This window comes from Agrobacterium sp. CCNWLW32 (genome assembly GCF_037083425.1).
Taxonomy (GTDB): domain Bacteria; phylum Pseudomonadota; class Alphaproteobacteria; order Rhizobiales; family Rhizobiaceae; genus Agrobacterium; species Agrobacterium radiobacter.
In genome coordinates, this window is record NZ_JBAOJM010000025.1 from 1 (window position 1) to 18973 (window position 18973).

At 52.7% G+C, this 18973-nt stretch carries 18 protein-coding genes and 2 pseudogenes; 16 read left to right on the plus strand and 4 right to left on the minus strand.

Annotation, left to right across the window (positions count from 1 at the left end):
• On the minus strand, positions 1–884 hold an 884-nt coding region (locus V6R85_RS25605; protein WP_336377336.1), incomplete at its 3' end, for a zinc ribbon domain-containing protein.
• A 41-nt stretch (positions 885–925) separates the two neighbouring features.
• Here V6R85_RS25605 and V6R85_RS25610 point away from each other — a divergent pair.
• The 6 genes and pseudogenes from V6R85_RS25610 to V6R85_RS25635 form a co-directional block, all read left to right on the plus strand.
• On the plus strand, positions 926–1171 hold the full coding sequence (locus V6R85_RS25610; protein WP_336377337.1) for a hypothetical protein: 246 nt from the start codon (positions 926–928) through the stop codon (positions 1169–1171).
• A 318-nt stretch (positions 1172–1489) separates the two neighbouring features.
• The gene (locus V6R85_RS25615; protein WP_336377338.1) at positions 1490–1756 is read left to right on the plus strand and encodes a hypothetical protein; all 267 of its coding nucleotides are present in this window, start codon (positions 1490–1492) and stop codon (positions 1754–1756) included.
• Positions 1753–1878, plus strand: coding sequence for a hypothetical protein (locus V6R85_RS25620; protein WP_336377339.1), 126 nt, complete (start codon positions 1753–1755; stop codon positions 1876–1878). Before V6R85_RS25615 ends, V6R85_RS25620 begins: the two co-directional genes overlap by 4 nt.
• 281 nt (positions 1879–2159) lie before the next feature.
• Entirely contained in the window at positions 2160–2567 is a 408-nt protein-coding gene (locus tag V6R85_RS25625) for a helix-turn-helix domain-containing protein (protein WP_336377340.1), read from the plus strand.
• Positions 2568–2796: 229 nt separating this feature from the next.
• Positions 2797–3558, plus strand: a complete 762-nt coding sequence (locus V6R85_RS25630; RefSeq protein WP_336377341.1) for a hypothetical protein — start codon at positions 2797–2799, stop codon at positions 3556–3558.
• Between the two features lie 88 nt (positions 3559–3646).
• Positions 3647–3757, plus strand: a pseudogene (locus V6R85_RS25635) (arginase family protein); the annotation flags it as partial.
• Positions 3758–3812: 55 nt separating this feature from the next.
• Here V6R85_RS25635 and V6R85_RS25640 read toward each other — a convergent pair.
• Both V6R85_RS25640 and traA read right to left on the minus strand, forming a co-directional pair.
• The gene (locus tag V6R85_RS25640) at positions 3813–4271 is read right to left on the minus strand and encodes a hypothetical protein (protein WP_336377342.1); all 459 of its coding nucleotides are present in this window, start codon (positions 4269–4271) and stop codon (positions 3813–3815) included.
• Positions 4272–4562: 291 nt separating this feature from the next.
• Positions 4563–7670, minus strand: coding sequence for a Ti-type conjugative transfer relaxase TraA (gene traA, locus V6R85_RS25645; RefSeq protein ID WP_336377343.1), 3108 nt, complete (start codon positions 7668–7670; stop codon positions 4563–4565).
• Here traA and V6R85_RS26095 point away from each other — a divergent pair.
• Together V6R85_RS26095 and V6R85_RS25655 are read left to right on the plus strand one after the other, a co-directional pair.
• Complete coding sequence (locus V6R85_RS26095) at positions 7656–8186, plus strand: conjugal transfer protein TraD (protein WP_442893002.1); 531 nt, start codon at positions 7656–7658, stop codon at positions 8184–8186. The two genes, traA and V6R85_RS26095, sit on opposite strands and share 15 nt — an antisense overlap.
• 1 nt (position 8187) lies before the next feature.
• Positions 8188–8421 carry a conjugal transfer protein TraD gene (locus V6R85_RS25655; protein WP_336377344.1) on the plus strand — a complete coding sequence of 78 codons (234 nt, stop codon included), beginning with the start codon at positions 8188–8190 and terminating at the stop codon, positions 8419–8421.
• 75 nt (positions 8422–8496) lie between these two features.
• On the opposite strand, the pseudogene V6R85_RS25660 reads toward V6R85_RS25655, so the two are convergent.
• A pseudogene (locus tag V6R85_RS25660) lies at positions 8497–8756 on the minus strand (IS3 family transposase); the annotation flags it as partial.
• A 683-nt stretch (positions 8757–9439) separates the two neighbouring features.
• Here V6R85_RS25660 and V6R85_RS25665 point away from each other — a divergent pair.
• From V6R85_RS25665 to V6R85_RS25700, 8 genes are read left to right on the plus strand one after another with little or no spacing between them, the layout of a single operon-like run.
• The gene (locus V6R85_RS25665) at positions 9440–10063 is read left to right on the plus strand and encodes a DUF6445 family protein (RefSeq protein WP_336377345.1); all 624 of its coding nucleotides are present in this window, start codon (positions 9440–9442) and stop codon (positions 10061–10063) included.
• Between the two features lie 31 nt (positions 10064–10094).
• Complete coding sequence (locus V6R85_RS25670; protein WP_336377346.1) at positions 10095–10754, plus strand: hypothetical protein; 660 nt, start codon at positions 10095–10097, stop codon at positions 10752–10754.
• A 10-nt stretch (positions 10755–10764) separates the two neighbouring features.
• On the plus strand, positions 10765–11622 hold the full coding sequence (locus V6R85_RS25675) for a multinuclear nonheme iron-dependent oxidase (protein WP_336377347.1): 858 nt from the start codon (positions 10765–10767) through the stop codon (positions 11620–11622).
• Between the two features lie 51 nt (positions 11623–11673).
• Positions 11674–14745 carry a carbamoyltransferase C-terminal domain-containing protein gene (locus tag V6R85_RS25680; RefSeq protein ID WP_336377348.1) on the plus strand — a complete coding sequence of 1024 codons (3072 nt, stop codon included), beginning with the start codon at positions 11674–11676 and terminating at the stop codon, positions 14743–14745.
• Positions 14738–15838, plus strand: a complete 1101-nt coding sequence (locus V6R85_RS25685; RefSeq protein WP_336377349.1) for a YcaO-like family protein — start codon at positions 14738–14740, stop codon at positions 15836–15838. The genes V6R85_RS25680 and V6R85_RS25685 overlap by 8 nt, the downstream gene beginning before the upstream one ends.
• Entirely contained in the window at positions 15825–16637 is an 813-nt protein-coding gene (locus V6R85_RS25690) for a TfuA-like protein (RefSeq protein WP_336377350.1), read from the plus strand. Before V6R85_RS25685 ends, V6R85_RS25690 begins: the two co-directional genes overlap by 14 nt.
• Positions 16638–16643: 6 nt before the next feature.
• Complete coding sequence (locus tag V6R85_RS25695) at positions 16644–17978, plus strand: MFS transporter (protein ID WP_336377351.1); 1335 nt, start codon at positions 16644–16646, stop codon at positions 17976–17978.
• A gap of 1 nt (position 17979) precedes the next feature.
• The gene (locus V6R85_RS25700) at positions 17980–18579 is read left to right on the plus strand and encodes a GNAT family N-acetyltransferase (protein ID WP_336377352.1); all 600 of its coding nucleotides are present in this window, start codon (positions 17980–17982) and stop codon (positions 18577–18579) included.
• Positions 18580–18973 lie beyond the last annotated feature (394 nt).

Sequence of the window (18973 nt, forward strand, 5' to 3'; positions counted from 1 at the left end):
CGAATACGAGTAGAATCAACACCGTGCGCCATGTCCACCAAATTTAAACCGGACAGCAGTGGGACAAGCCCGAGGATCTGTCCACCTATCGCAAAATCAATCGGTAGCAGATGCTCGGGACAGGCCCGGGCATTCACCGAGACCGACAAACGGGATTGGGCGGTGTCCGTTTTTGGCTTGTAGCCGGGTTTGCCAGTGCGGTCGATCCAGTCGAGGATAGTGCCAAGCTCCCCTTGCAGGGTGATGGAATAGCTGCCGCGCTTGTCGCAGGGGGTGACGACGATGCGGTCGATGACTTCACGGATGGCCTCGGCGGCTTCGAGTGCATGGTCGGAATGGGCGAGCGTCTCGGTCAAACGCTCGATCCTGCGTCGGTAGGTTTCCGCGATGCCCGGATGAAGATCGGGCACGTCCTCAGGGATGTCGGAAAGACGCGCCGTAAGACTGTCCTGTCTGGTCTCCAGTTCCGTGAGCCGGTCGGAGAGCGCGCGGTGCCAGCCGCCCTGTTCGATGACGCGCACGATCTCGGTGATGGCTTTGCTGGTCTCGGCGAGGTCACGACGGGTGGTTTCGGCTGTACTGCTGCGTTCACGGTTGAGACGATTGGTTTCCTGCGCATAGGCAGACATGGCCTCCGTTATCATCTCCGGGGTCATCAGTCGCTCGCGAAGACCGGCCAGCACGCGGGTTTCCAGCTCTTTGCCCGGGACGGTGCGGGCGTTGTCGCAGCCCTTGCCAAGCATATGATTGGTGCAGGTGAAGCGGTCCTGTCCGCGTCGGGCATAGCTGTCGCCACAGCAACCGCAGAACACCAGACCCGACAGCAGCGTGCGCGGGCGGTGCGTGGCGTTGAGCCCGCCATTCTTCTGTCTTGCCGTGTGCATGGCATCACGCGCACCATCTTGCGCACGGGCGACCCTTCTTCGTGGACATCGTCCGCGGCGGCATCATGCTCTACGAGGCGCCGGGCTTTCCTCTCGTGGAACCGGAGCTTCTGGATCGCGAGGTCGCCGAGGCTGAGATGTGCCGGTGCTTCGACCGCGGGTTCCCAAGTGCCACAAACCGTTTTGAACTGGCGAAGGAGGCTATCCGGCGCGGCTATGGCAGGGAAGCTGCCTTTGATCTACATCAAACCGTCGACGGCTTTATCATTGTATCCTGCATGTTCTGACGCTCCACAGTCCGAAATCCCACCGGCTGGCCTTTCTGCGCGCACATGCGGAGCGGGCAGCGCCTCGACTGATTGCGGTCTGGCCCCGTGACAGCCGTTTTGCCAGACAATGTTTTACCCGCCTTGATCGGGCCTATGTCGAGGCCCGCTATTCACCCCGCTACGAACTCACCGACGAAGAACTGGCCTGGCTGGCTGAGCGAGTAACGGTGTTGCAAGAAGCAGTCACCGCGACCTGCAGGGCACAGCTCGGGAAATTTGGAAAGCGAGATAAGTGGAATTTCTGCCTGCCTTCGGCTTAAATGCCGGGCACAGGAGATGGCGACAACGGCGGCGCTCGCCATCTCAGGAGTCATGGCATGGCCCGAGAGCTTCAGCCGGGGATGGATCACCAACGAGAACATCCGTATTCCACTGCCTGCGCCGCAGCATGGGATTGATCCGGCAGCCACTGTCGGCAACTGTTACGCTCAAATCTGGCAGCATGCGCGAGATTTGAAAGATACCTTCATTGCCGCTGAGGATGAGGTGGCGTTGGATGCAATCGATATCCAAGCCGGATGGCCGGAAGGAGTGATAGCGTGATCCGTGATCTTCGCGCGATTTTTTATCTCGGCATTACTCTGCTGATTTGCGGAGGCCTGATTTTTTTGGGTGGCGTGGTTTACCTCGTCTGGCTGGTCATTACCCAACCGAACTTGATCTGACGAAAAACCCGCCCACAGTTCGAGGCTGTGGACGGATTCCTTTTACCCCACTTATCAAGGGGTGGGTTTAAAAAGAACCAGCAGGTCGGTTTGGCAATCTCTTAAAAGGCATCCTTCATGAAACGCGTCGAATGCTACCACGCTGACAATTCCACAAAACAGTCTGAAGCACCATGTACTTGGGAGCCGTTATTCAGATGCTTGGCTGGCATTATCAAATATTCCTGTGCTAAACGAGCACGGCTATTCTCACTCCAAAATTTCACGCATTACAGGGAAAAATGATAGAGAAACTCTCCCCCGATCCGATTGATGCTCATGTCGGTGCTTGCATCCGGTTGCGCCGGAAAACGCTGGGCATGAGCCAATCAGCGCTTTCCGGCCATCTCGGCGTCTCTTTCCAGCAACTCCAAAAATACGAAAAAGGGACAAACCGTGTTGGCGCGAGCCGGTTGCAGAAGATAGCGGACGCTCTGGAGGTCCCGGTATCATTTTTCTTTGTAGACGCTCCCAGCCAGGTGATTGCGACAAACGACGTAGGAATCGCTAACCAGAGCAATACGATAGACTTTCTCGCCTCGCCGGAAGGATTCCAACTCAATCAGGCTTTTGCTAAAATCACTGACCCGAAGGTGCGGGCCAAAGTATGTGCACTCGTCAAGGCTGTTGCAGCAGAAGGAGATATTTAGCATCGGTCAAGGCAAGCTATTGCTTCCTGTACCCCTCTTCAGGCGCGTTGTCGTCGGAGGGAATGGGCGACGAAATGGACGTATGTCACGGTTTCCACGGCGCGCGTTACCAGCAAAACCTCTTGAAGATTGTCTGTTTGACGACGAAAAAATAAGAGAGCGGCATTGAAAAAGGCGGAGCAGACTGACGATCGGAGCGTTCGTTTGCCAAGCCTCGAGGGGGAACCATTTGTTAAAATCTTCAAATTTCTCTCCTGTGTTGTTCTTCGAAGCGTCGCTGACAGAGCAAGAGCTTCTGGCGTCACCAATATGCATCAACACCATGAAGCTCCTGCGATATGCGGAGCAAACTGGTGGCATTCAAATCACCAAGCTCGGCAACTTTTATCGGAAGTGCGTTGAGTGGGCTGCTGGGGAATTTCAGTGGCCTGGATATGAACCGGCGGAGCTTTACGCTGTAAACAGAGTCCTGAATGAACCGGATTTTCCACCGCTCTTCCTGATCCACGAAATCCTGCTGAACACTCACCTGATCCGGCATTATAAAGGGCAAGCAAAGCTGACCAGGGCGGGAAACGCCATGATCGGGCGCTATGGCGACCTTCAGGTCACTCTGACAGAATACATGCTGCGCTCCCCGATTGGTGACGATCCTCAGGCAAACGCGTTGTTCTGGAACCTGGAACATTTCTTGCCTGTCGTTGGCAATCGGCTGGGCGAGTGGGTCACTGTCGCGGACTTTTCGGAACTGATCATTCCGATAGACCTGTTTCCTTCACGTGGAAGCACCAGTAATCATTTTGAAGCCTGCCTTTTCGTTGCGCATGAGATTGTGCGGCCAATGAGTTGGCTTGGGCTCATCGATGATGGGCACCTCAAGCAGAAGCCCCATGTTCGGCTCGAAGAGCGCCTGATCCGAAAGACCGCTCTGTTCGACCGGTTTGTCCGGTTGATCGTTCCCACTACCGATGGTGGACAGCACGTCCATTGAACGCGGAATCGTTTCGAAGACTGGACCAAGCCGCTACCGCGGCAATTGCGGCTGGCTTTGATGATAGTTTCTGGCTGAGAGGAGATGGGCAGGTGTCATACCGCTCTCGGTCGGCGGTGACCATTCAATCACTTATCCGATCCTCAAGGCCGTAGGCCGGCACCGTCCTGTCGGCATGATTCACATCGACGCCCATTGCGTGAAAGAAGGCGTATCAAGTCATCTGCAACCTGCAGGAATTGCTATTCAGACGCTCAGCGTGCGAGGCCAAATTGAATTTCGATGTTGTGATATGACGCGCCCGGGCCGCTCCAACCGTGATATATCTCCCGGCTTTCCCCTGAGTAAATGTAGCGAGACATATCCAACTCGGCAATGAGAGGAGCATACCCTCTCGTAAAAAGCGTTCGTAATGATCCCTGGTGCACTTTACTCGCCACCATGATCGGCTCCAGATGAACAAGCTCAAGTTTGCCCGCATATCCCTCGGGCTTTTTGACCGGGCGGCATATTTCCCAATCAAAGAAAGTTTTGCTCTCCTTTGGTAGGTGATGGGAAATGAACATATACGGACCGGCAATCGCCAACCCCGCGTCCGTAATCCGGTTCTCGATTGTCAAAGCGTAAATTGCAGCAGCCTTCTTTACGTCTGGGATCCTCACACGGGCTTTTTCCCGTACAACCCACAGATCCTGCGTCTCCTTGATTTCCATAGGTCCCCACCTCTAGCCAGTGACGTCAAAAGATGACCGATATCGTGAGAAGAGATTTGTGTCGCGCAGAAATGTAGAACGATCATTTGTTCTGCCGCTTCAAATTCCGCTATTGGAGAACGATATTCCAGAGAAGCGCTCATTAATTAGCCAGCAGCCATCCCCGCTTCTGGCGCGAGGGCATGCATCAGATCTGTTGCTGGCAAGGATCGAGCGAGGCTTACTCCCTGCTGGCAGCTTGGTATGGCTTACGATCAGGCGTGTTAGCCGAGCGTCAATCGCCATCACGGGTCAGAGTCCGAGCCCCCGACCTTTGCCGAGCCCATGATGGACGGCAAGAGCCTGCCCAAGGCTCCGGCCTCGGTCCAAAGCATCGCCGATGCCGAGGTCGTGTTTCCTGCCCGCAAGAATGGATTCAAGCTGCGGATCACGTTCCAGGCTTTTCGCCATCTCGCCCATCGCCGCGCGACTGGCCCTGTAGCCGGACATATCGCCCGCCTGGTATTGGCGCTGGCTGGCGTGGTCGAGTTTCTGCCAGCGTTCCACAAAACGGTCGGCGCGGCGCTCGGGAGAGGTGCGGAGTTCGGTTTCGAGCTGGAGCGCTCGAATGGCGCGGTTGACCCTGCCTGATCCGGCCTCGCGGGCAAGATCGGCATCCTTGCCATAGGCGGCCTCGGCATCCTGCCAGCCATACGGCCGCACCTGATCGAACGCCCTGCGGGCTTCCGTTAGTTCCTGCCACTGCTGCGGGCTTGCCCTGCGACCGGCATCGTCGGCGCTGAAGATCGCATCGACGGCGCGGGCATGACGCCTGAGGGCTTCCGTGCGAGCCCTGCGCAAGACTGCTTCCGGGTCGTCGGTAATATCACGGTCACGGTCTGGTACTGCGGCTTCCTGTCGTGCATCCATTCCGCCCCCTAATCCGGCATTGTCCCGGTCGGATGCGCCATGTTCACTTCCATATGCATGTCCGGGCAGGCTATGACTGATGTGGATGCGCGGTCCGTTCGGCTCGGGCCGACGGTCCATGTCGATGATATGCGTTCGTTCCGTCGCCACGATGCCGCGCCGTTCGGCGTAGCTCAGCGCCGGATCGCGGTCTTGCTCGTAATCAGGCGCCCCGTAATCGGACGCCATATCCTTGGAACGGTCGCGCGACAGGGTATTGATGAGCCTGTCCCGGCTGGCAAAGTCGTCACGACCATAATGCAGCTCCGTACCCTCGCGGTGACGGGACAGGGCGACATAGCTGCCGTGCGCGTCCATTCCGGGTGTCGCCAGCACATGGGTGCGGTCCACCGTCAGCCCTTGCGCCTTGTGAATGGTCGCGGCATAGCCATGATCGATCCTGTTATAATCCTTCAGATCAAATGAGACATGGCGGCCATCGTCGGTGCGCACCGTCATGGTTTGGGTGCTGACCTCCGAGATGGTGCCGAGCGTGCCGTTCTTCACACCGCCGCCATCGCCACCAAGCCCGCGCTCGTTCGCCAGGAACATCACGCGGTCGCCTGCGGCGAAGTGGCGTTCGCCAGCTTGCCCGTCACGGGTTTCGACGGTGACGCGCACATCCTCGCCAAGGTTTCCAGCCTCCCGCATTTTCTCGCGCGCGGCCTCGTTGAGTTCGCGCACCTCGACATTGGTGTGAGTGAGGATGATGCGGCTGGCATCGGGGGATGCCTGCCGGTCGCGGTCCCAGCCCTCGATCAGATTTTTGCGCGCCTGTTCTCGCGTTTCGGCGGCATGCACCATGCCGTTTCGCTCATAGGCATGGATCGCTCCGCCAATATTGCCGGTCGCCAGATCGCGGGTGGCGTCGCCCTGCGAGTCCTCGCGCTGGCGGCGCACCGCGTGGATTTCGACGCCGCCATGACGCTCATGGATCGACCGGAAGGCCGCGCCTGCTTCTATGGATTGCAACTGCTGCGGATCGCCAACCAGCACCACCTTGGCGCCAACCTCCTGCGCATGCGACAGCACTCGCTCCATCTGCCGCGTGCCGACCATGCCCGCCTCATCGATGACAAGCACGTCTCTCGATGTCAGCATGTCGCGGCCCTGTTTCCAGCCATGTTCCATGCTGGCGATGGTGCGCGACGCGATGCCAGAACCATGTTCGAGATTTTCCGCCGCGATGCCGGAGAGTGCTACGCCGTGCACCTCATACCCTTCCGCCTCCCAAACCTCGCGTGCCACACCGAGCATGGCGCTCTTTCCCGTCCCGGCATAACCGACCACGATGCCAAGATCGCGTCCGTCCGTCACATGGACAAGCGCCTCGGCCTGCTCCCCGGACAGTTTCAGACCATTCGCCTCGGCCCGCGCCAAAGCAGTATCTCTCTCCCTGTCACTGACCGCGTGACGTTCGCGCGCATCCATCAGTTCGGCGGCGCGGTGCAGGCGCTGTTCCGTTTCGATCATGTCGCGGGTGGTAAAGCGATCATTGCCGAAACTGTCCTTGCCCAGGTCGACCAGTTCGGGCGCATTGCCGATTGCACCCATGACATCGTTGAACTGCTCGATACCGTCACTGTGGCGGTGCGCAAACATCGCCATATCGCGGCGCGTGAAGGTCGATTGCTGATGCGTGATCGCATCCAGTGCAATGGAAGGATCGGCAAGGATCCGCTCACCATTGTTACGGGCGATCTCGCGGTGCAGTTCGGCCCGATCAGCCCGATCCGCAACAGTATCGGCGGCTTCTATTCCGTCGCCGGCATGATGTGTCTCGATGCTCTCCCGCTCAATCCTTTGTGCTGGTGCGCCGATCTGGCTTTGCGGCTCCAGATCGATGCCCTGCGCCTCAAGGCTGCGATGGTCGATACGGGCATCAATGTCGAGTTCGGCCAGCCGCTCATTGACATGATCGGCCCAGCGTTCCCGCCAGTGTTCCACCATTTCCGTCCGGTTCCAGTCCCGCACTTTCGGGCCGAAACCGATCTCGTCCCCATCAATGATGGCTTTGCGCATCGTCAGCATGACATGGGCATGGGGTTTGGGGCTGCCGTCCTCGCCAATATCCCAATGCACATTGAGGTCGGCGATCATGCCCTGATCGACAAACTCCGATTGCACGAAGTCGCGGGCAAGCGCGATGCCCTGTGCCTCACTCATCTCGCGCGGAATGGAAAACTCCACCTCGCGGGCAAGCTGGGCGTCCTTGCGAACCTCGAACGCCTCGACATCGTTCCACAGCCGTTCGCGGTCGGACCAGACCTCGGGCGCACCGTCCGGTAACATGACTTCGGAATGCACGACGCCGCGCTTGTTGGAGAAGTCATGGGCACGATCAAGCCGCTCGTCACGCAGCCGTGAGCCCGACCGGTAGGCGGCGGATGCCGCCGCGCTCGATCCGGCCTTGCGGCCAATGACCTTGACGTGAAGATGATAGATCGCCATGGCGGCAATCATGGGCACGGAAAAGCGCACGTCGGAACGACGTATAAGCGCGCCCTCCTCGAAAAATTCTCGGGCGGGACCGGGCCGTGCTACACCGTCCCACACACCTTACAGCATTCCGCCACGTGCTGGAATATCATGGCTGCATCGACCGAAATCGACATGACAACGGAACCGATGGAGACACCGATGCGAAAACCACGCGATTACGACGCGGAACTGAAGGCGCTCGAAGACAAGGCTAGGGAACTGAAACAGCGCAAGGTGCAGCAGCTTGGCGAGTTGCTGATCGCCACCGGGGCCGATGCGCTCACGCCCGATGAACTGGCCGGTGCATTGGTCGCTATCGCCGAAACGAAAGATGCCGGAAAGAAGGAGGCGTGGGCCAGGCGCGGGGCGGCGTGGTTTCGGAGCAAATCGCGCCGATCTGCTGCGGCAAATGACGATGACGCTGGCAGCGATCAAACGCAATCGGGCGGCGCGCAATCGCCGTCAGGCACAACGGGCGCGGCATGATATGCGAAGCTGGCAGGTCAAGCGGCGAAAGAGAACGCGGCACCTGATCGAGCTCGGTGGTCTCGTCGTCAAAGCGGGCATCGTTGACCTGACGAACGATGACCGCACCGTCATTCTCGGCGCGCTCATCTGGATCGCCGAAAAGCTCAAGAGCGAAGAAGGAGAACGGGCACGGGAACTATGGGCTGGAAAGGGAAAGAAGTGTTCGTTGTTAACCAATAAGACGACAGCCTGAATCGCTCTGTCTATACGGGAAGCTGTTTGTTTTAGGTTATACGCACGCAGGTGGCGCGTTCAGCATGGCGTAGTATCATTCCTCAAGTTCGGATGGGGGAATATTTCGGGTGGACTCCAGAAGCCGTTGATGATTGAACCAATCAACTCGTTCTGGGATGGCGATTTCAAGCGCGCCGAAACTCCGCTATGGGTCCACGCCAATGAACGACCGCAGCCGTGTAAAGACCGTTGATCGTTTCGGTGAGCGTAGCCGTAGCTGTCACCAGAGCTTCCGACGGAGAACGCGATGCTCGCCTCGACCAGCCGCTCGAAATACTTGATCGGCACGTATTGCGCAGATTCAAGCGGTCGTTGCAACACAGTGACTTTACTGCCTCCGTCGAGGACCTCAGCAGGTGGCTTTCGACATATCCGCCGGCCCGGCAGATGGTTGAAATAGACCCAACAGATTCGCAAAGCATCGCAGATTCAATCTGTCAGGAGCTGCCCGATTGCCCCGGCAGGCCTGTACAAATTTATCGTAAAACAATCTATGCGTGCGTTTCTAGAGGGCAGATCCCATCTCCATCACAATCAGATCGTGTACATAAGAAATCATCCAGAAAACTCCATACCTTGCTGAATAAGGTTGGGGCTTGCCACGTGACGACCGCCGACCTATCGTGCCATCCGTTCCGGCCTTTGATGTCGTGACGAAAAAAACTTCTGTTTGACGAACATTTTGAAGGACTTAGAGTAATGGAAAACATTCGGAAGCGCGAAGATCATCAATCAATCTGCCCCTCGCGGAGCAACGACAGACTGCAACAAGATAACCTAGTTGACGCCGAAGAATCTCTTAACGAGTTCCGCGTGGACAAGGAGAAGTTGAACGACCTAGCCTACATGTTCCATGATTCAGACAAGGAATGGCAAGAATAAGTTGCTTTAGCATATCTCTCTTCCGCAGGTTTTTTATACAAACTTGCGGGAGGGCGACGGATATCTGGTGCATTGCCATTTGAGAGGAAAACCAATTGGACCAGCGCGTACTTGTATTCGACAATTTTTACGACAACCCAAGCGAATTGAGAAGACAAGCGCTAGAGTTGGATTTTTCAAGAAAACCAAATGCTACCTACCCGGGCCAAGAAGCAATCATGGAAGGCCGAGACTGGAGCTTGGAATGGTCACGATTGCGCTCCCGAATTGATGAAAAAGTCGATGCAAGCTGCCCCAAACAAAAACCTTTCCCACAGGGTAAATTTCGGTTGGCGCTTGCGGAAGACGAACACATCCGCCGAGATCGTGCACATCTGGACATTCAGCGATGGTCGGGAATTATCTATCTAACCTTACCAGAAGATTGTGTGTCAGGGGTAATTCTCTACAGAAACAAGCATACGGGAGCCACTGTATGGGAACAAAATTGGTTCGAAAACCGCTTCCCCAGCTTCACGACTCTCTCCATTTCAGAAAAAAAATCAGAAGTCGTAAAGTTTTTTGCGGATCCGGACAATTTTGAGGAAATCGGCGTGATTCCAATGGCGTATAATCGGGCAATATTGTTAATGGCCCACGTATTTCATGGGTCAGGACGAGGCTTCGGATCATCTCCACAAACAGGGCGGCTTACGCAGCACTTCGAGTTTTATTGGTAAAAATCTCACTTGATTGCAGATGGAGTTTGCTGTGGCGACAGAGACACTATTTACCTCTGAAGAACCCAAAGATATCACCAAGCTATACCTGAGGATGCTTTATTCGGAGAAGTATCTCGTGGCAGCGAAACGAGTACTCGAAAGCAAAAACGGCAGCGAGATCGTTAATCGCTTTCTGCGAACTGTTAATTTTGAGATTCTTGCTCTGGAACAAGCTGCCAGAACGAGGAACCTTATGAGACATTTGCTCCGAGCAGCCCCGAGCCTGAATATCGCAGTAGAAGAAAACTTAAGATATCAAATGGTGCGTGAATTTATCGAGGGTGGGGCATTTTGGGAAAGCCGAGGAAGATCATTGACGGAGAACTTCTGTGTTTTCGCCATTGAAGCATTTATGGACCACTTAACGGATTTTGGCCGAGACACGATTAAATTAGGTGGCTTAGTATCAGGGATACTAACATCGAACGGCAGGCCTTCGCCGTGGGCTGACACCACTTTCGGGAAATTAGCAAGTGAGAGTGACGTTGAATACGCAGAGTCTTTTGGGAGTAAATTTCGGCTGGTAGACCAGCGCGGAAATCTACCTACAGAAGAAAATATAGATGTTTGCTCAGAAAGAATAGACAGCATTGTGTCTGTTCAACATTTGAAAAATGGGCGCTTCATCGCACTTAGTATGCCTGAGTAGGAATGTATCCATGGAAAAAGCAATTAAACCACTTTTGGGGCTGGGACTTGATGCGCAGTATTTTCATAGATATCCGAATGGCGTAGTGGACCTTTGCGAACGATATCGCGACCATCTCAGCCACCTTTCAATCGTGAGTCTTTCGTCTATCCTGAAAGCGGATAAATTTGTACGAGAATGCTCGAAGGGGCTTCCTGTCGTGCACCATCTTCCAGGAATCGCTCCGGCAAATCCAGACGGCCCGAATTTAGAACGTCTACGCCGCTTAAATCCAGTGACCGAAGCCTTGGATGCGCGGTGGGTCTGCGAAGATATAGCGATTTGGTCAATCGGGCCATATTCCATTCCCTATTTCACTCCTCCAATATTTGAACCAGAGATTGCTGACTATATCGCTCAAGGCATCAAGGAAATTCAGTCGATAAGTTCGGCGCCCTTTTGCGCGGAAGTGCCATCGTGTGCTATTGTAGTGGGCAACATGCCCTTTGGAGAATTTTTCCATTCGATTGTTTCGCAAACTAATTGCCGAATGGTCGCGGATGTTAGCCACGTCTATTCCTATGCCATTGCCACAAAGCAGAACCCCTTGGATGTCTTGGTATCTCTACCGCTCGATGCCGTTTGGGAGATCCATATTTCGGGAGGCCATATCGATCCAAAATCGGATCAGAGATATATCGATACTCATAGTGAAACAATTCCAGATCCAATAATTGCACTACTTTCAGAGGCGGTTTCTAAGTGCATGAATCTTAAGGCTGTCACATACGAGGTAGGTGTAGGGCTGTCGGAAATGGACATAGATGATGACGTTAATAGACTCGTTCGAACTCTAAATGAACTTGGTTGGTCGCCCTCAATTTCGTAGATTGAGGTAAAGCGTATGCGTAGACTAAACGCTAGTTGCTACGGTTCGTCCATGGCAGAGATGAAAGACGCGAATCCTACGAAGATAGCTTTCATTGACGGAGGCGTCCCTTTTGAATCTCATTTTCCCGGTCAAGGCAAACATAGCGCGACGTATCCTGCCTTTGATGAGTCCGATCACGGGCTGCGCGTTGCTGCATTAGCAGCGGGAATTTCCGCGGAAGCTAAATATTGCGGCGTTTCCCCGAATTCGTTTCTGCACGGATGCTCAAAAAATATTTTATACAGCGGCAATTTAACCAAGTCTTTGCTCGACTTCAATGACGAGGTCGGAGGAATTGACGTTTTGTGCCTGGCGTGGTCAAGCACTCCAGACATGAAGAGGATTGAAGCGGAACGCGGCGCATTCGAAGAATTATCGCGCAATGGCGTTTTAGTGGTGGCTGCTACTGGTCATGATGGCTCACTAGGCGTCAGATTTCCTGCACTTTTACCCGATGTCCTCGCCGTGGGGGTGTATTCGTCTGAACTGACGATGCTGGATAGAGTCGGACTGTCCCCTTCCTTGACCAAACCAACCTTATCGATCGAAGATGCCCACTACGAAGCCACGAGTTTTGGTAAGGCGTATTCGCTGTCCGGAACTTCAGCCGCCGCTGCCATTTTAAGTGGTTGCCTCGCCCTTATACGATCACAACTGAAATTACGCGGAGTTTGTGATCCGGCGGCTGACTTAGCAATTTTACTACAGGCAGCGGCAGAATGGAAAGGTCCAGGGCATGTGCTCAAGCCCGGTGGAATTAATATTTCTGGTTACAATGTTTCCGCGTTTGCAGCAGAACCGTCAATAAAACATACGTATAATGCGATATTTCCAGATGACGGTCTTTTGGTTGTCTCAATTGCACTGCACGGCCCCGGCTGCGATACACATGGAGTTTATCACGGCAATGATGCCGTAATAAATATACGAACCGACATTCACGAGGAATTACATCAGTGTAAACAGAGATTATTCCGTAAACAAATAATTGGGAGGCCCGGAAGCACGGCTTCCATAGAGATATCGGTAACGACGGCGTTTTCTTTTGGCGCAGTGGCCGTGAATAGTAAATTTGGAATAAATAGAAAGACGAGCATGGCTAATAATAATAAAAAGTACACTATCGGAATCTCTCAAAGTCATAATAGTGCGGCCTGCATCACCGACAACACAAGTATATTGACTGCCATACAGCTCGAGCGTTTATCTCGACTTAAGCATGACGGTGAGAAGTCGTTAACTAGCAAGCAGGCAATTGAATACTGCCTTAAATCCCAACGGATAGGACATGATGGCATCCATACGTGGGGCTTCAATTTGCAAGCCCTTCTGCCGGGGTGGACAGGGCTTTCTCAGCCGGTGCACCGTTCCGACTTTCAAGTGTTCGACCCCTTCTCAAGTAACGCGGTATATATCTCTCACCATTTGGCTCACGCATTTGCGGCATTTGCGGCTTGCCCCTTCGACAATGCCGTCGTGATGGTCGCGGACGGATCTGGCGGCTCCGTAGCCGGTGAGGAAGACGATTTACTTATTTATGGTTCACAATTGTCAGATTACCTTAAAAAAGAAGTAAAGAGGCGTCCAGAAGTGGACGTTATCTCAATTTATGAGTTTTCAACGCGGAATTTTAGGCTTCTACATCGGGAAAAAGCGGAATCCTTTAACGTAAGAGCAGGTAGTTCCTCGCTTGGTGAGACCTACGCAAGTGTTTCAAATTATGTTTTTGGCGACTGGATAGACGGTAGCGGAAAACTGATGGGCCTCGCCCCGTATGGCGACGCAACGAAGTACGCAAGTTTCCTCGAGAACGGTGAAGATGGTCTGGTGAATTTTGGTCAACGGTGGAAGCTTGATCATAACCTACCCCGATCTAGTGATGTAATGCGCCATAGCGACCTCGCCGCACGAGTTCAAGCAGACGTAGAGATTGCACTCATGCAGCGTGTATCGCTAGCCGCAAAAAAATCGTCCTGTAAAAATTTTGTCTTTACAGGTGGCTTAGCACTTAATTGCGTAGCAAATGAAAAGCTTAAAGAGGCTAAAAATTTCGACGGCTATTTCTTTTTTCCCGCAAGTAATGACGCGGGAATAGCGATTGGCTCTGCGGTGGGAGCGTGTTTCCATCGAGATGGAATCGTCTCCCCCAAGTACTCTCGGAAGTTTCACTGGTCGGAATTTCTTGGATACGATTATCAATCAGATGATTGCTCTGCGGCAATCCACGGATACAATGACGTAATCGAAAAGGGCGAGGTAGATATCCAGAACATAATCAATCGCCTTCTTGACGGCCAAGTTATTGGCCTATTTCAAGGAAAAAGCGAATTCGGGCCTCGCGCATTGGGACATCGGTCACTGATCGCGATTCCTCGAGATCGTCAGATTTGGAACCATATCAATCGAACGGTTAAGGGCAGAGAAGACTTCCGCCCGTTCGCTCCCGTAGTTTTAGATTGCGACGCGCCCACATATTTCGAAATGGCTGACGCGTCACCCTTCATGTTGAGAGTGGTCAAGGTCCGCGATCACTATCGCGACATTCTCGGGGCAGTTACACATGTTGACGGTACAGCCCGAGTTCAAACTATCTCAGAATCCAGTAGCGAGACATTAGCGGAGCTATTGAAGGAACTCAAACGACGCGGTCTTCCGCCTGTCCTACTCAACACGTCTTTGAATTTTTCAGGCGAACCCATCGTGGAAACGCCGGCTGAAGCAGTAGAATTCCTCCTTATGCGCCCAATTGCGGGCATGATCCTAAACGATATGTTTGTTTGGCGGAAGAAATCTCCCAGCATAACAAGCAAATCAATATTTGGACTCGGCGTAAACGTCACAGCGCAAATTACGCGTTCGCGGGCGGGTCTGAAGATGGCTCTTAAAAGAGCGCGACCTGCCGAAGAATATCAGTTCCCAATGGAAATTGGCCGTGCTCTCATCTGCCTCGATGGTGTTCACTCCTTGGAAGAGGTCTGCCGTAATGCCGATACGGTCCTCAATGAAAGGCTCACACAAATTTTGCGATCACTAGAAGCAAAAGGCTTCACTCTGTATCAGGGCGAACGGCTTGATGGCTAGTCCGGCAAACTCTTTCACTCTTCTCAGAAAAGCATTAGCGAAACGCCACATCCTAGGGGTAACTCGAATTGCCGATGCAACGCCTTTAGATCGGCTTGGCATTCCAGTCGTTACGGTTTCGCGCCCAATCACCGACAGGCAGCAAATAACAGTCTGCCAAGGTAAGGGGCGAACATACCGACACGCTCTTCTTGGAGCAATGATGGAAACTGTTGAGCGCTTTTCCGCTGCGGAACACCCATTGAGTTCGAGCGAAAAGGCGATTGAAGGAAGACGTGTAAGCAAAGAGCGAGGGTTCGTATACCCCGATGAGAACAGCAAGTTATTTCCTGCGGCTTCGGTTTTCTTTCCGTATGTTGTTGACAGAAATGATGCCAACCACGGGACGGCCGTCCGCCCTAACACTTCGGGCTTGGCAGCGGGCGGAAGCAGTGAGCAAGCACTAATTGGGGCGCTAATTGAGCTCATAGAACGACATAGCGTTTCCCAGTTCTTTCAGTTCGGATTTGCTTCGTTAGTTGACTGGTTCTCACTACCGCACTGTCATGCCCTTGATTTATATAAGCGATTTAGGGCCTCCAGCGTGGATGTTATTGCACTTGACCTTAGTAACTACACTCCTTTTGCGTGCTTTAAGGTTTATACGCTCGACAGGATTTGGTGTACGTCTAACATGGCCACATCTGGCCAAGCGGCCCATTGGGATCCAGCGATTGCACTAGAGCGAGCGCTACTCGAAGCGGCTCAGGCGAGAGTTGCTGTAATCCAATCAAATAGAGAAGACCTAAAACGCCGCAGGGGAAATTCCTTTACTTACGCCGACAAAGCTGAACGTTTTCAGTACATGGCCTCAACAATACCTATTGCTAAATCTGCGGTTAAAATTGGCGAGATATCAAATCAATCATCATTTCGACCGCTGGAGCATGTTCTCACGTTGCTAGAAACGGATAGAGCGGCTGGCTCTGTGCATTCAGTCGACTTAACTCATCCAGAAATCGGACTTCCCGTCCGCCGTGTTTTCATAGAAGGGTACAAAGACACATTCGTTGAGAAGCATACGCGGTTAGGAGTATCCAGTGCGCCATCATAAAAAATTGATCGTATATGCCGGGGCCTCAATTCAACCTCTGTCACCTCAAATCAAAAACTCGGTTGACTTGCGGTCCCCCGTGAAGCATGGCGACTTATACCGTTTACTCGAAGCTGGGGACCAGGCTACCGTTCTAATAGTAGACGGTTGGTTTGGTTCAGTTGACGCGATAACTCTGACTGAGTGCCGCGACTATCTTTTCAATGGGCGGGCCTTAGTTGGCTGCAGCAGCATGGGCGCTCTCCGTGCCGCAGACCTTTGGAACGCGGGAATGATTGGAATAGGCCAGATTTATACCGCATATCGGACGGGTTTGCTACGCAGTGACGCAGACGTAGCGGTTTCATTGCATCCCGAGACTTTCGCTGAGATTACGGTTTCATCGGTTTTTGTGCGAGCGGCTGCAACACTTGCCGCAAGAGATTGCCAAGTACCTCACCCGAACAATGTAGTTCAAAAAGCTATCAACTTAGCCAATTCCATCCATTTCACTGATCGGACAAAACGGCGGCTATTAAAACTCTTTGAGAATACCCCCGATCTTCCATCTAACTTCATCAAACGATTCGGAATTATAATCATGGATGACGAACAAAACCCAAAAGTCGTCGACTGCAAAGAAGCAATATTAAGCCTCAAGAGTCGTTATTGGCCAAACACGGACGTACCCGCTCAAGATACGAAAACAGATGTCTTTCGGACAAATAATGAGTCAAAATTGTGTGAAGCGTGCAGCTATGCGCTCAGCAACGACGACATATTTTGTCCGCAATGTTGCTCTGTTTCTCATGAGCAGTAATTAGCGATGGTATCCCATAATTCTGAAGCCGAACTCGATGCAGCTCTACGAGTGCGTGAGAAGAGCATCGGTTACATGCAAAATGTGTTTCGCGCACGCGAGACAACGTTCAACTCAATAACGGCGTTGGTTCTCGCCGTAGTTGGCGGCCTTCCAACGGAGGCCATCGCACTAAAAATCACGATTTCAATGACTTTCGGCTTGCTGCTGGATGTTCCTCTAGGTGTTTTAGCGGATAGACTTGGACACGCGAGAGCCGTAACAATTGGAATGCATTGCCTTGCCATCGCGCCAATTATATTGCTTGTTCCCTGTGTGTATACGCTGCCTTATGAGGCAACAATTTTATTTGTGATAGCCAATGCGTTAGCCGGCTCATTTGGATCGTCGTTTGTCTCGGGTGCTTACGAGGCGCTGACTTTGGGACTTGTAGAAAGTCTTAATCGCTCGCCCCTCGCCCAACAGTTAAACCGGCGATACGATGCAACCTCTGTGACAAGCCTTCAACGGTACGGCAGTACAATCACATTGGTACTCCCCGCGGCTGCAATTGTGGTGACCCTATTACTCGACCGCCTATGGCAGGTTGGGTACGTGACGCTAATAGCCCCATCGCTCATCGCTATGGGTTTCACGCACATTCTCACTTTCGCAGACGATAACGAACCGAAGGATCAAATCTCGAATAAATCAACCACTCACTTAAAATTAGTTACTCGTTTCGCCGGCCCAATAGCTTTAGTCGCATTAACACAATTCACAATGATTCACGCAAACGCCTATACTCTAGTTTCTGCGATCGATATAGAGGGAATACGGCACGCAAGTTGGGGCTCTTTTTATATAAGCGCGGTAATGTCTTGCGCATTCTTTGCTGGTTTTTTCGTTAAAGCGAAGTTTGGACACACTCTGATTGAGAGCACAACGAAAAGCTTACTTCCTATAGTCTGCATTTTGTGCGCTTTCTTATTGTCGGCCCTGTGCTTCTTTATAAACAAACTATTTGAGAGCATGTTCGCAGTATTCGTATTCGGCTGCTTCTTTCGTCTATTTTTCTCAACCGCTCAAGAAGTCATCAGTAATTCCTTATTAAGCGATGTCGGTGCAGAGGGGCGCGCCACCGTGATGAGTATTGCACGCACGATTGCCGTTGGTGGTTATGCTTTTTTTTCGGCGTCTCTATTATATCGCCATGACCATATTCCAACATTGAACGAAAACCTCCTTTCTGTGGCTCTACTATGTATATTTATCGCGACTGTCCTCGTCGGTCACCACATCCAGAAATCCAGGCGCCTGCGCATTGGATCGAGTAACTCCGGACAATTGGATGAGGGTTGAAATGAAAAAAAATATCGATCCGCTAATTCGTGCTGAGGCATTCTCGATTTACTACCAGAAGGACATAGGCGCCCAAAAAATAGCTTATTACCGGGTGAGAAATACCGAATTCTTGACGCAGTGGGAACCTAAACGTTCACCGGATTACTATTTGCCAGAAGAAATTGACTCAAGAATTCGTTCCGGTTTTTTCAATGCTGGCGCAGAAAATGCACATCGCCTTGGCATTACATGTAATGCTACCGGTGACCTTATAGGGGTGATAAATTTTACCAATATCACGCCGTACCCATTCTTGGCGTGTAATTTGGGATTTTCTATTGATGAGATCTATCAAGGGCGCGGTTATATTAAAAGCGCGCTGACTGCGCTACTGCCAGTTGCTTTTAACAGTTTCGGATTGAACCGGATTATGGCCAACTTTATGCCCAAAAACTTCCGATCAGCCAGATTATTACACGGCTTGGGATTTGAGATAGAAGGTTATGCAAAACGGTATTTGAACATTAACGGCATATGGGAGGATCACATACTAACGTCTTTGCTAGCATCGCGCATGAAGGTCAGCGAAGATGCTGTAACGGATGGCCGCGCCCCATAAGCAGAGCAGATTTTGTTTAACAGCGATCATATCCGGCGGCCCTGAAGTAGTTGGCGCATTCAGTCAGTGCGAAGCGGGGGATCAAATCTCTATAGTCAGCAAATGTCTGTCTCGGTCAAAACCTGCCCGAGCATGGCGGACGGGGATTTTCATGCCGCCCATTAATTTCGGCGGTGAGTCTCCATGGTGCTTCCAGCTTTTGCCCTAAACTCCCGCGCACTGTATCCCTCCGGCGTGGACCGCCTTGCGAGTTTTTGGCGATACCGTGTTTTGCGCTCTTGAGAGTGGACTTGAGAGCGCAATGAGGAACTATGGCACAGGTGACCTGCCACTGAACTTTCATCCAGCGGCGACTAGAGCCCCGGCGGTTTTGAATACGCCAACAGGCGCGGTG

What these genes read in the sequence shown, in the direction of transcription:
- V6R85_RS25615 (WP_336377338.1), top strand. Translation starts at nt 1,490, where the DNA reads ATGGCGACAACGGCGGCGCTCGCCATCTCAGGAGTCATGGCATGGCCC.
- V6R85_RS25625 (WP_336377340.1), top strand. Translation starts at nt 2,160, where the DNA reads ATGATAGAGAAACTCTCCCCCGATCCGATTGATGCTCATGTCGGTGCT.
- V6R85_RS25640 (WP_336377342.1), bottom strand. Translation starts at nt 4,271, where the DNA reads ATGGAAATCAAGGAGACGCAGGATCTGTGGGTTGTACGGGAAAAAGCC.
- V6R85_RS26095 (WP_442893002.1), top strand. Translation starts at nt 7,656, where the DNA reads ATGATAGATCGCCATGGCGGCAATCATGGGCACGGAAAAGCGCACGTC.
- traA (WP_336377343.1), bottom strand. Translation starts at nt 7,670, where the DNA reads ATGGCGATCTATCATCTTCACGTCAAGGTCATTGGCCGCAAGGCCGGA.
- V6R85_RS25655 (WP_336377344.1), top strand. Translation starts at nt 8,188, where the DNA reads ATGCGAAGCTGGCAGGTCAAGCGGCGAAAGAGAACGCGGCACCTGATC.
- V6R85_RS25675 (WP_336377347.1), top strand. Translation starts at nt 10,765, where the DNA reads ATGGAAAAAGCAATTAAACCACTTTTGGGGCTGGGACTTGATGCGCAG.
- V6R85_RS25680 (WP_336377348.1), top strand. Translation starts at nt 11,674, where the DNA reads ATGGCAGAGATGAAAGACGCGAATCCTACGAAGATAGCTTTCATTGAC.
- V6R85_RS25685 (WP_336377349.1), top strand. Translation starts at nt 14,738, where the DNA reads ATGGCTAGTCCGGCAAACTCTTTCACTCTTCTCAGAAAAGCATTAGCG.
- V6R85_RS25695 (WP_336377351.1), top strand. Translation starts at nt 16,644, where the DNA reads ATGGTATCCCATAATTCTGAAGCCGAACTCGATGCAGCTCTACGAGTG.
- V6R85_RS25700 (WP_336377352.1), top strand. Translation starts at nt 17,980, where the DNA reads ATGAAAAAAAATATCGATCCGCTAATTCGTGCTGAGGCATTCTCGATT.